9 protein-coding genes and 2 tRNA genes are annotated in these 13218 nt (G+C 42.1%); 2 read left to right on the top strand and 9 right to left on the bottom strand.

The window, feature by feature from the left end; translation table 11 throughout:
- Positions 1-112: 112 nt before the first annotated feature.
- The 6 genes from EUBC25_RS07280 to EUBC25_RS07255 form a co-directional block, all read right to left on the bottom strand.
- Positions 113-1765, bottom strand: coding sequence for a galactose/methyl galactoside ABC transporter permease MglC (locus EUBC25_RS07280; RefSeq protein WP_230107486.1), 1653 nt, complete (start codon positions 1763-1765; stop codon positions 113-115).
- 18 nt (positions 1766-1783) lie between these two features.
- Entirely contained in the window at positions 1784-3292 is a 1509-nt protein-coding gene (locus tag EUBC25_RS07275; protein WP_230107485.1) for a sugar ABC transporter ATP-binding protein, read from the bottom strand.
- A 140-nt stretch (positions 3293-3432) separates the two neighbouring features.
- Complete coding sequence (locus EUBC25_RS07270; RefSeq protein WP_230107484.1) at positions 3433-4713, bottom strand: substrate-binding domain-containing protein; 1281 nt, start codon at positions 4711-4713, stop codon at positions 3433-3435.
- A gap of 165 nt (positions 4714-4878) precedes the next feature.
- Entirely contained in the window at positions 4879-5496 is a 618-nt protein-coding gene (locus EUBC25_RS07265) for a nucleoside recognition protein (RefSeq protein WP_230107483.1), read from the bottom strand.
- A gap of 68 nt (positions 5497-5564) precedes the next feature.
- Entirely contained in the window at positions 5565-6725 is a 1161-nt protein-coding gene (locus EUBC25_RS07260) for an AI-2E family transporter (RefSeq protein ID WP_230107482.1), read from the bottom strand.
- 1 nt (position 6726) lies between these two features.
- A complete protein-coding gene (locus EUBC25_RS07255) occupies positions 6727-9261 on the bottom strand; it encodes a cation-translocating P-type ATPase (RefSeq protein WP_230107481.1) in 2535 nt (844 codons plus the stop codon).
- Between the two features lie 337 nt (positions 9262-9598).
- Here EUBC25_RS07255 and EUBC25_RS07250 point away from each other — a divergent pair, with 337 nt between their 5' ends.
- Both EUBC25_RS07250 and EUBC25_RS07245 read left to right on the top strand, forming a co-directional pair.
- Positions 9599-11053 carry a sodium-dependent transporter gene (locus EUBC25_RS07250; RefSeq protein ID WP_230107480.1) on the top strand — a complete coding sequence of 485 codons (1455 nt, stop codon included), beginning with the start codon at positions 9599-9601 and terminating at the stop codon, positions 11051-11053.
- Positions 11054-11224: 171 nt separating this feature from the next.
- Positions 11225-12535: an IS4 family transposase gene (locus tag EUBC25_RS07245; RefSeq protein WP_230106013.1), complete on the top strand. Its 1311-nt coding sequence runs from the start codon at positions 11225-11227 to the stop codon at positions 12533-12535.
- A gap of 218 nt (positions 12536-12753) precedes the next feature.
- Here the strand turns inward: EUBC25_RS07245 and EUBC25_RS15000 are convergent, their stop codons facing one another.
- From EUBC25_RS15000 to EUBC25_RS07230, 3 genes are all read right to left on the bottom strand, one after another.
- Positions 12754-12873 carry a winged helix-turn-helix transcriptional regulator gene (locus EUBC25_RS15000; protein WP_230107479.1) on the bottom strand — a complete coding sequence of 40 codons (120 nt, stop codon included), beginning with the start codon at positions 12871-12873 and terminating at the stop codon, positions 12754-12756.
- A 165-nt stretch (positions 12874-13038) separates the two neighbouring features.
- Positions 13039-13111 (bottom strand) — tRNA-Lys (locus tag EUBC25_RS07235).
- 32 nt (positions 13112-13143) lie between these two features.
- Positions 13144-13216, bottom strand: a tRNA-Phe gene (locus EUBC25_RS07230).
- Between the last annotated feature and the right edge of the window lie 2 nt (positions 13217-13218).

Below are 13218 nucleotides of genomic sequence, written 5' to 3'. Positions count from 1 at the left end.
GAAAATTATATGACATAGATTGCTGGTAAATATTTACAATTTAAGACAGGGTAAAATGCAATTTGGCACGTAACACAGAAAAAGTGCCACGTGCCAAATCAATTAAATTATATTATTTCTTCTGAACATATTTCAGACAGTCCAGTGTTACCGCTACAAGGATAATGATACCGGAGAACACGAACTGAAGGTTTGTGTCGATACCGAGGATTGTAAGAGAATAGGTAAGTGCGGTGAAGATAAATACACCAACTACTACACCGGAGATCTTACCGATACCACCGGTAAAGGATACACCACCTACAACGCAGGCTGCGATCGCATCCATCTCCCAGCCCTGCCCATAAGCTGCAGATCCTGATCCTACCATTCTGATACATTCCAGCCATGATCCGAATCCGTAAAGGATTCCTGCCAGAACGAAAGCTCCTACTGTTACAGCAAATACGGAAATACCTGAAACTGCTGCTTCCGGGTTTCCGCCGACTGCATACAGATTCTTTCCGAATGTTGTCTTATTCCAGATGAACCATACAATTGCAATGGCTGCTACTGCCCAAAGGATAATAGTTGGGAAACCATTGATCTTTGGAATGATCATGTTCGGAATTGTAGGCTCGATCGCACCAAAGGATACACCTTTTGTTGCGTAAGTAACAAGACCGAAGATAACAAGCATGTTTGCCATTGTTGAAATGAACGGATGCATCTTAAATTTCGCTGTGAAAAATCCTGCAATAGCTGTGAAGAATGTACATAAAACAACACATGCTACCAGCGCCAGAACGATTCTTAAAGCGATCGGCATAGTCGTAAAGTCAAAGATATGTCCGAACACACCGCCTGTATTGATTCCCTGGTGCATGATGATCGTTGCTGTGGTCATACCCATACCAACCATACGTCCGATGGAAAGGTCTGTACCTGCAAGGAGGATCAGAGCTGCAACACCAAGTGCAAGGAACATTCTTGGTGAAGCCTGCTGCAGGATATTCAATACGTTATTGTATGTAAGAAGCGGTGATCCTTTTATCATCGGAGTGATGATACACAGGATGATAAAGATTAAAAGGATCGCAATATACAAACCGTTCTGCAGGAGGAATGACCTGCGGTTAAATGTATATTTGTAGTTTTCCCATCTTTGAGCCATTGTCTCTCCGAATGTAAACTTGGACATACGGAGCAGGTCGATCAAATGGTATCTGTATGAGAAAGCTGCATGTCTTCTGTCTTTGATCTGCTGAAGATTTTTCTGCAGTTCCATTTTAGCATCAAACAGCCTGTTCTTATGAACGTATTTTTCATCTTTGATTTCCTGGTGATCAGAAAGCTTGGAAAGGTTCTGCTGATGTTCTTTTTCCAGTCTGGCAACATCCTCTTTGTATTTTTCTTTTGCCAGCACTTTTTCCTGCTCGCAGCTTTCTTTTACCGGCTGATAATATTCTTTATCGAAATGAGCGTTCAGATATTTCTCTGCATCAGCAATCAGTTTAGATATTTTATCTTTATTCTGTGCCTCTACTGCCTTTGCCTTTCCCAGAGTCTCCTGAAGTTTTGCAATTTCTGCATCCTTCTCACTCTTTGTCCGGCTTTTGTCTCTTTTCAGTCCGTCCATAACGTTCTGGATTGAAACAACTTTATCTGTACCATCTTCTCTCAGGCTGTCAATCTCTGTCTGAATTTTCCCGACATAATCCTTAATTGGCGCAAGCAGCTCCATTTCCTGCTCTGCCGTAAGGACTTTACTGTTTCCATTAGCCATATCTATCAATCTCCCTCATTATAGGTATTTTGCACTGAGTCTTAAAAGCTCTTCCTGATTTGTCTCTTTCGTATTTACAATTCCGGAAAGGTGTCCGTTGGACATAACTCCGATACGGTTGGTAATTCCCAGAATTTCCGGCATTTCTGAAGAAACAACAATGATCGTTTTCCCTTCTTTTGCCATTTTAATGATCAACTCGTAGATTTCGTATTTTGCTCCGACATCGATACCTCTTGTCGGCTCATCCATCATGAATACCTGCGGATCTCTCTCCAGCCACTTTCCGAAAATTACTTTCTGCTGATTTCCTCCTGAAAGACTGGTGATCATATCGTCAGGTCCCATACATTTTGTATGCATCGTCTTAATTTCATTTGCGGTTGCCTTTACCATTTTGGCATCTGAAAGTGCCAGACCGGCTTTATACTGATCCAGATTCGCAATGGTCGTGTTGAAGGTCAGGTCCGCTTTGAGGAAAAGTCCGTTGGCTTTACGTTCCTCCGTAATCATGGCAAAGCCGTGATCCATTGCCTCTTTGGCACTGCTGAAGTTCATGAGTTTGTTATTAAAGTAAACACGCCCTGCTGCTCTGGTCCTCACTCCGAAGATTGTTTCCAGAAGCTCTGTACGTCCGGCTCCTACCAGTCCGTACAATCCGAAAATCTCACCTTCCCTTACATCAAAAGAAATATCCTGAAGGTATGGTTCAAATTTTGTAGATAAATGCTGAACAGACAGGATTACATCCTTCGGTGTATTATCTACTGGCGGGAATCTGTTCTCAAGAGAACGTCCAACCATCGCCGCAATCAGTTCATTCATATCTGTTTCTTGGGAACTCTTTGTCATAACAAGGTTACCATCCCGAAGTACAGATACCTCATCACAGATCGTAAAGATCTCATCCATTTTATGAGAAATGTAGATCAGAGCAATTCCCTGCTCCTTCAGCATTCTCATCATTTCAAAGAGCTTATCTACCTCCTGTACTGTCAGGGAAGAAGTAGGCTCATCCAGAACGATTACCTTTGAATTGTAGGAAATCGCTTTTGCAATCTCACACATCTGCCTCTGGGATACGGACATGTTCCGCATCGGCTGTGTAAGGTTAACTGTCATTCCAAGCTTTCTGAAAAGCTCAGATGCCTCTTTTTTCATTCGCCCCTCATCAACGATACCCATAGAGTTTACTGGATAACGTCCAAGGAATAAATTATCAACTACATTTCGTTCCAGACACTGATTCAGTTCCTGATGCACCATTGCAATGCCGTTTTCAAGAGCATCTTTTGGTCCGGAAAAACTGACTTCCTTTCCATCAAGGAAGATATTGCCTTCATCTTTCTGGTATGTCCCGAAGAGGCATTTCATCATTGTTGACTTACCGGCGCCATTTTCACCCATCAGTCCCATAACTGTTCCTCTCTTCACATCCAGATTGATGTGATCCAGAACCCGGTTACGACCGAAGGATTTGCTCATACCGCGTATCGATAAGACGATATCATCTTTCTTATCTGCCATTACTATTACTCCTGTATACGTATATTGATTTTCATGATCTATACCGGAAAGTTGTTTCCGGTATCTTCATAGTCCTAAATAGATTATTAGGGGAGAATTTCTTCTCCCCTATAATCGCCTCATCCCTATTCCCCAAAATTCTATTGACTAAGTATTGATGTGTAGGAACTTGCATTGTCTGTCTTAACCATGTTGATAGCAAATGCATCATACTGGCTTGGGTTTCCAAGACGGTTTGTGATGTTGGACTCTGTCTGTCCATCTCCACCGATGTATTCAACATCCAGGTTAAGAAGATCATCATAGTTCTGAAGAAGCGGCTGATATGTTGAGCTTAAGAAGTTATCAGAAGCGTTGTAAATGTTCAGCCATACCTTCTTTGTTGCATGGTCTGCTTCATCAAGCTGGTTGGATACCGGCTCGTAAACTTTTGTAGAATCTGTAAATTCTTCATAGTTTTCAGCTGTTACTGCAACGTTCAGTGCGTAGTAAGAACGCTCATCTGCATTGTATGTATAAACATCGTCTGTCAGAACGTTTCCTGCTTCGTCTTCTGTTCCGATACCTGTATCAACATCTACGCCGTCCAGTGCGTTACGAAGTACACGAAGTGTCAGGTAAGCCTGTACGTCTGCATGCTGGCTGATTGTTCCGCCGTATCCTTCAGCGATAGCAGCTACAGCATCGTTGTTTGCATCATATCCGAATGTCGGAACTTTGTTATCTTTTGACCATGCATTGAACATTGACATTCCCATTCCGTCGTTGTTAGAAACAACTACGTCAATCTGATCACCAAAGGAGGAAGACCATGTTCCAATTGCATTACCTGCTGTAGCCGCATCCCATGTAGCACCTGCAGAGTTTTTCATTTCCTGTGAAGCCAGCTCACGAACAACATATGTTTTTCCACCTGCTTCAATGGAACCATCCTGTACTGCTGTTGCAGATCCGTCTGTGTTTGTTCCGATCGGCTCGCTGTTGATTGCTCCATCTGCCTCAACGCCTGTTCCAAGAGCTTTACGAACACCTCTTGTACGTGCGATAGAGTCGTTGTGTCCGATATCACCGATAGCCAGTACATATCCGATCACGCCGTCACCGTTACGGTCGATTGTATCGATGTTTGCTTCGATGTAGTCTTTTACCATTGTTCCCTGAAGTTCAGCACCCTGGTTTGCATCGAATCCTACATAGTATGTGTCATCGTTGAAGCTAAGTGCTGTCATGTCAAGCTCTCCTGTAGAGCTGTTAGATGGCTGACGGTTGAACCATACCAGCGGTTTGTCTTTGTTAGCTACCTCTGAGCTTGATGAGCTGGAGGAATCGTCACTTGAGGATCCGCTGTCGCTGGAACCACATGCAGTAACAGAAAGCGCCAGTACTGCAGCCATTGTCAATAAGGCCATTTTCTTTTTCATTTTACTTTTCTCCCTTCTTTTTCGCACAACTCGTCTGTGCTTTTGTTGATATTGACAGTATATCTAAGAAGCAGATTATAAAACATAGAATTTTTTTTGCCTTTCATTGAAATTTTTTAATATTTTTTGTGTATTATCAACAAGAAATTTTAAAAACGGAGAGCTCTACGCTCTCCATTTTCGCTCTTTCATCTTACAATATACAACTGCTGCTCCCGTACTCACGGTAGTCGCCAGGATCCCTGCTCCCACAATAGCTGCCGGATTCACGCTTCCGTACTGGCTCCTGTAGGCGATAATATTAACCGGGATCAGCTGCAAAGAAGAAATATTGATGATCAAAAATGTACACATTTCATTGCTGGCAATCCCCTTCTTTCTTACCGGCCCGGGCAGGATTCCTCTTCTTCTGTCCTCTTCTACATTTTTCAGTTCTTCCATAGCCTTAAGTCCTGCCGGTGTCGCCGCCCAGCCAAGCCCCAGTATATTGGCAATGATATTCGTTGTAATATGCCTGGCAGCCGGATGCCCTTTAGGCAAAGCGGGAAATAAAAAGCGGATGACCGGCCTCATTTTTCTGGCAAGGCCTGCGATCATTCCGCTTCGTTCTGCAATCTCCATTAATCCTGTCCAAAAGGCCATTACGCCTGCCATCGTTATACACAGTGTAATGGCCTCTTTGGAGGAATCCAGAGCTGCATTTGTAATTTCCACAAGATTTCCGGTACAGGCCCCATAAATGATCCCGGTCAGGATCATTCCGGCCCACAGATAATTGAGCATTCTTTCACCTGAACTGTCTTCTTTCTATATCTTATGAAAGCAGACGCCAGATATCACCAGAAATCTGTTTATTCTATTTCAGACGGATCAATCTGCTGCTGTTTCAGTTTCAGATACACGATCTCACGAAACAGTGCGTACAATACCGACACAATAGGAATAAAAATAAGCATTCCCACAATCCCCATCAGGCTTCCGCCTATACTGACTGCTGCCAGTACCCAAATAGACGGCAGTCCTACAGAATTTCCCACCACATGGGGATAGATCAGATTTCCTTCAATCTGCTGTAAAATTAAAAATAAAATGACAAAGATCAATGCTTTTACAGGATTTACCATAAATATAAGAAACGCACCGATGGCGCACCCGATAAAAGCACCGAAAATAGGAATCAGAGCGGTAAATGCTATTACAATACCTATCAGCAGAGCATATGGTATTTTTAAAACAGACATAGAAACCACAAACATGGATCCGAGGATTACCGCCTCCACACATTGCCCTGTCAAAAAACTGGAAAAGGTATTATAGGTAAGAGAAAATACCTCCAGCGCTGCCTCCGCTTTTCCTCTTGGAATAAAAGCGAACATTACCTTTTTCACCTGAATATTGAGCTTTTCCTTCTGCAGAAGAATATAGCAGGCAAATACAAATGCAATAAAGAAAGTTGTCAGTCCACTGATAATACTCCTTGCCACTGTTATAGTGGAATCCAGCATATTGCCTGCACCATGGCGGAAAAAATCCACTCCTACTTCCATAATCCTGTTCCAGTCAAAATTCAGGTTGCCAATCCAGCTTCTGATCTGTTCATTTCCTTCAAAAACATTTTCCGCCCATTTTTGTACTTTTGGCACAAAATTCTGGATACTGCTGCCCAGGCTTCCAAATGTAGCTCCCAGCTGCGGAATCAATATAAACATAACTACAGACACAACTCCGATTACCAGAATCAGAACCAGGATCAGACTGAAAGGCCGGGCGGCTTTTTTAAGCCACCTGGTCTTTTCTATTCTTTCCTCCGGGAAGAGATGGCGCTGAAAAAAATTCATAGGTACATTCAGTACAAACGCAAAGGCTCCTCCCAAAATAAAGGGAAAGGTAACACCAAAGATAAAGCGAAAAAACTCAAACACTACATCATATTTCCAGAGACATACGATAAGAAGTGCCGTAAAAATGATAATTCCTCTTATTTTTTTGATGTTTTCTTTATTTAAATCCATTTTATTTCCTCAATTTCTTTAAAAACTGTATGATCGGCAGGTTAAGAAGCGCCAGTCCATATACAGTCAGAAGCTGTGTTCCGTTTAATGTGACAACCTGGAAGATATTGTGAAGTCCAGGTATCATCAGCACGCCTGTGATCAGTAAAAGCCCTAATACGAATGCGCCTATCAGATATACATTATTGAAGAAACGATTCGTAAAGATCACCGGCTTGTTGGATTTACAGTTAAATCCATGTACCAGCCTGGATGTACATAAGGTTCCGAATGCCAGAGTGCTTCCAAGAAGACTGCCTCCCTGGTTCAGACCGATCAAAAATGCAATTGTAGTCATGGCTCCGATACAGAGTCCCTCTGTTCCTATCCTAAGGAGATAATCCTTGGTAAGGATCGATTCGTTGATCGGTCTTGGTTTTTCCTTCATTACATCCTTTGTATGAGGTTCCAGACCCAGTGCGATAGCAGGAAGACTGTCTGTCAAAAGGTTAATAAACAAAAGATGTACGGGTTCAAACGGAACCGGCAAGCTTGCGATTGATGCGAACAAAACAGTAAGAATCGCTCCGAAGTTTCCGGAAAGAAGGAACTGAATGGAATATTTGATATTCCTGTACAGGTTACGTCCGTTTTCTACCGCCTTAACGATAGTAGCAAAATTATCATCTGTCAGCACCATCGCCGCTGCATCTTTGGAAACTTCTGTTCCCGTAATTCCCATTGCCACACCGATATCCGCCTGTTTCAGAGCCGGCGCATCGTTTACACCATCTCCTGTCATGGCAACGATGTTGCCTCTGTCCTGCCATGCGCGGACGATTCGGATCTTATGCTCCGGTGATACTCTTGCATATACCGAAATTTTCGGAACAAACTCCTGCAGCTCTTCGTCAGACATATTTTCAATGACTGCTCCCTCACAGGCTTCTGATTCATCTTTTAAGATTCCGATCCGTTTTGCAATAGCTGCTGCTGTTACCTTATGGTCGCCGGTAATCATGATCGGCTTGATTCCTGCCTCGATACATTCTTCAACTGCTGCTTTAGATTCTTCTCTCGGCGGATCCATCATGGATACCAGTCCGAGGAAGGTCAGATCATTTTCATCTTCCAGAGTAATAGCCCGGTCACCTTCGATTTCCCTGTAGGCAAAAGCCAGAACTCTAAGACCTCCTCTGGAGAATTCCATATTCTGGGCCTCGATCTTCGCCTTTTCCTCCTCTGTCATAGGCAATACATCTTTGCCAATGCGGACATGGGTCATTCTTGTAAGGAGAACATCTACCGCTCCTTTTACAACCATAATATGTTTTCCGCGAAGCTCATGCGCTGTAGACATCAGTTTTCTGTCGCTGTCAAACGGAATTTCTGACTTTCTTTCATAAGTATCTCTGACCTCAAGAGCCTCTTTGCCAAGACGGCTTCCCAGGTTAATAAGTGCAGTCTCTGTAGGATCACCGATTTCCTGACCGTCTGTGTTGGTGGAATCGTTGCAGAGAATACTGAAATGAAGCAGCATATTTTGATTTTCTTCATTCAGATCAATATGTGCTGCCGGGATTCTTTTTTCATCCACATAGTAATCTTCCACTGTCATCTTATTCTGAGTCAGTGTACCTGTCTTATCGGAACAGACAATAGACACACTTCCAAGACCTTCTACTGCCTGCAGTTTACGGATAATAGCATGTTCTCTTGCCATTTTCTGAGTACCAAAGGAGAGTACGATTGTTACAATAGAACTTAATGCCTCCGGGATCGCCGCAACGGCCAGCGCAACAGCAAAAAGGAATGCATCTCCTACCGAACCGCCCTGGAAAATATTAATGGCAAATAAGATTCCACAGAAGATCAGTATTAATATAGAAAGTTTTCTTCCAAACTCATCCAGATTTACCTGAAGCGGTGTACGTTTTTCGGATGTGTTTTTCAAAAGGCTGGCAATCTTTCCGACTTCTGTTCCCATACCAATTCCGGTTACTTCAAAAGCTCCCCGTCCGTACGTAACAAAACTTCCTGAAAATACCCGATTCGTCTGATCACCAAGAGCCGCTCCTTCCGGAACCTCATCCAGAGATTTTTCTACGGAAAGACTTTCTCCTGTCAAAGCACTTTCATCTACTTTTAAGCTGGCACACTCTGCCAGTTTTCCATCTGCAGGTACACAGTCACCCGCCTCCAAAATAACACGGTCACCGATTGTAACCTCTCTTGCCGGAATCTGAATCAACGTTCCGTCACGAATAACCTTTGCTTCCGGTGCGGACATTTGCTTTAAGCTGTCCAACGACTGCTCTGCCTTAACGGTCTGTACAGTTCCCAGGATTGCATTCATGGTAATAACTACCAGAATAACAACAGTACTTTCCACATCTCCCAGAAATCCTGATACAATAGCCGCTATGATCAGTATGATAACGAGAAAGTCCTTATACTGTTCCAGAAAAATCTGAAAGACACTTTTTTTCTTTCCTTCTACCAGCTCATTAAAACCGTATTTTTCCTGGTTTTGTCTGGCTTGTTCGCTTGTCAGCATATTTTTCTCCTCACTTTCTTTTGCAATAAAACTCTTTGATGAAAAGGAACAAAAAAAGAGACTTTATTGCATAAAATTTGTTATGCAATAAAAGTCTCACTATTTCATTACGATACGGATGATTTCTCATCGTACTGACGTTATCGCAAACATACTATAAAATGTGTATGCTAGTTACTCCCTTTTATCTACAAACAAATATAAACGATATTTCCGGAACTGTCAACCTTATTTTTTCCAGAAATTCCCCCTTTTATGCATATTCTCTGATTGACAAGGCATATACTATTCCTTAGAATAAAAAGGATGAGAGTGTAGAAAATGAGGTTAAATAAAAATGAAAAGAGAAAAGTTTTCTTCCCGGCTCGGCTTTGTCCTTATCAGCGCCGGATGTGCCATCGGACTTGGAAACGTATGGCGCTTCCCCTATATTACAGGACAGTACGGAGGAGCTGCCTTTGTCATTATTTATCTGATCTTCCTGGCAATACTGGGACTTCCTATTATGACAATGGAATTTTCTGTCGGGCGGGCTTCACAAAAATCTGCAGCCAAATCTTTTGAGGTTCTGGAACCTGCAGGAACAAAATGGCACCTTACCAAGCTGGTTCCGCTTATTGGAAACTATATGCTTATGATGTTTTACACAACTGTCGGCGGCTGGACATTGGCTTATTTTTACAAAATGGCCTCCGGTCAGATGACCGGGTTAAACACCGCACAAGTAGAAACTACTTTCAGTGAATTTCTTGCAGATCCCGTACAGCAGATAAGCTGGATGCTGGTTGTAACAATTGTAGGATTTTTAATCTGTTCACGCGGCTTGAAAGGCGGTGTGGAAAAAGTATCGAAATACATGATGGGACTTCTGTTCCTCATTCTGATCGTACTGGTTATCCACAGTTTTTTCCTGGAAGGCGCAAAGGAAGGTCTTTCCTTCTATCTGATTCCTAATTTCAAAGCGGCTCTTGAAAATTACTCCCTTGGAGAAATCTTATTTGCTGCATTGGGACAGTCTTTCTTTACTTTGAGTCTTGGAATCGGAGCACTGGCAATTTTCGGAAGCTATATCGATAAAGAACACTCTCTCGTTTCCGAAAGCCTGAATGTAGTAATCCTTGATACAACAGTTGCCTTCTTCTCAGGACTGGTTATTTTCCCAGCCTGCTTCACTTACAATGTGGATGCCGGAAGCGGTCCGAGCCTGATCTTTGTTACATTGCCGCAGACATTCAGCGAAATGGCCGGAGGTCGTGTATGGGGTTCCCTGTTCTTCGTATTCCTGGCTTTTGCTTCTCTTACAACAATCATTGCTGTATTTGAGAATATTATCGCATTTGCCATTGATTTTGGCTGGACACGTAAAAAAGCTGTTATTGTAAATATTATTGCAATCATTATACTTTCCCTGCCATGTGCTCTCGGATTCAATCTATGGAGCGGATTCCAGCCCTTTGGACCCGGCACAACTGTACAGGACCTGGAAGACTTTATTTTATCCAATACGCTTCTTCCGCTTGGATCTCTTTTATACCTTTTATTCTGTACTAACCGGTACGCATGGAATTGGGATAATTACTATACAGAAGTAAACAGCGGAAAGGGCCTGAAGCTTCCAAAATGGACGAAAGGCTACCTGACCTATATTCTCCCTTTGATCATCATCTTTATTTTGATCCAAGGATTTATTGAAAAATTAGGTTTCCCGGCAAATTATCTTCTTCCACTGCTTTGTCTGATCTATCCGCTGTATCTGATTATACAGGCGAGAATGGTAAAGAAAAAAGGATAAATTGTACTGGGGACGTAGTAAAGTTAAACTTCAATGTCATTAAGTTTAGAAATTAAGATTCGAAAAGCATGGAACAAGAAATATTCCATGCTTTTTTGATGAAAACACTTGACAAATCATACAAAATTTGTGGCGAAGCCATTTGAATATATACTTTTTTGGAGGTTTCAAATGGCTGATTATTCCCTTATCACAAAACAAAAATTAATACACATTATGAAAAAAATGTCCCGTAGTTCTGATTCTTATGTAAAACGTCCCGGAAAAGATTTTTCCCGTTCCAGAAAAATTTCCTTTTTTGATACCTTACGTTTCCTTCTTTCTTTAGGCGCTAAGTCTTTGGATAAGGAACTTTTGGACTTTTTCTCCTATCGCCCGGATCTTCCTACCTCTTCCGCCATGCTGCAACAGCGCGGCAAACTCAAGCCCAATACTATGAAAGTCCTCTTTTCTGTTTTTACGGCCTCTCTCCCCAAACATTCCAACTTCCATGGCTATCATCTTCTTGCTGCTGACGGTTCAGAGCTCTCCTTCCCGGAAAATAAAAAAGAACCTCTCTGCCATCGAAAGATCCCTAACACACAAAAAGGGAAAAACGCAATCCATCTAAACGCTTTATACCATCTAAACAGCGGTATTTTTGATCAGGTCCTGTTTCAGCCTGTCCATGAAAAAGATGAACACTCCGCCCTTATTACCATGCTGGCACAAACGGAAATTTCCAGCAAAGTCATCCTTACTGCCGACCGGGGATATGAAAGTTATAATACCTTTGCACATATCTTGGAAAAAGGATGGAATTTTGTGATCCGGGGACGGCAGGGAGACAGGGGGATCCTTTCCAGTTTAGCCATTCCCGATCAGGAACAATTCGATGTGGAATGTCCTGTCGTCATCTGTAAAAAACACTGCCGTGGCACCAAAGAACAGCCGGAACTCTACAAACGGATCCGATCCGGTGCAAAGTTTGACTTTTTTACGGAAGAGCAAACGGAATATCCGATGAAACTACGAGTGATAAAGTTGAAAGTAAACGAAGATCTTTCCGAGATCCTTTTTACGAATCTGTCCAAAGAAGAAATGCCCGTTGGAATGCTCCAGGAACTCTACCGTATGCGTTGGATGATAGAGACAGCATTTTCCCAGCTAAAATATAATCTTGGGGCCAGTGCGCTTCATTCAAAAAGAATAGAGTATGTCCTGCAGGAACTGTATGCAAAAGTCATCATGTTCAATTATTGTAAAAGCATCCTGTTTCACATCTCGCTTCCCCAAAAAACATCTTGGAAATATGATTATCAGATCAGCCTGAGTACAGCAGTAGATATCTGCTTAAAATCATGGCGCTGTCCAAATGGGACAGCGCCGCCAGATGTTGAAATATTACTGCTTAAATATAAAGTCCCAATAAGAAGGGAAAGAAGTTTTCCCAGAACACCTTCCCCAAAAGCAGTGATCTATTTCACTTATAGGATAGCATAAAAGGGGAAAATACGGAACAGGAATTTGAAGCAGACAGCGGTCTGCTTTATCGGTCTGCATAAAAGAATGACAGCGTAGATTTGGATATCAACACTGTCTTTCTTTTGAGGACTCATTTTCTAAACTTAATAACATTGAAGTTAAACTTTACTACGTCCCCACTTACATATATCCATGGGTAAAACTGCAAAATACCCCGGGTAAAAATGTAAATATCTTTAAACTTCTGTTTCATTTATATACTGAATATATTGTTTTCCCCAATCTTCTAAAGTATCTAATACAGGAAAAAATCGTTTCCCTATATCGCTTAAATAATATTCTACTTTGGGTGGCACTTGAGGAATTTCATCTGGAAAATGCAACTGCTGAATTTAGAAGAAAGCTGGGTATTTCTAAAGAGTATCATTTCTAAAAAGTATTACTTCTAAAGAATCCTTTACTTTGAAAATCTCAAAAAATAACGGAAAGCCATGTAATTGGCTCTCCGTTATTTTCAATAATGAGCGTGCGGGGATTCGAACCCCGGACAACTTGATTAAAAGTCAAGTGCTCTACCACCTGAGCTACACGCCCCTATTTACCTAAAAGTTTTGAAGAAAAGAAAGTGCCCAGAGCCGGAATCGAACCAGCGACACGAGGATTTTCAGTCCTCTGCTCTACCGACTGAGCTATCTGGGCAA

The sequence above is a fragment of the Claveliimonas bilis genome, from assembly GCF_020892095.1.
GTDB classification, from domain to species: Bacteria; Bacillota; Clostridia; order Lachnospirales; family Lachnospiraceae; genus Claveliimonas; species Claveliimonas bilis.
This window is presented reverse-complemented; position numbering and strand designations above follow the sequence as displayed.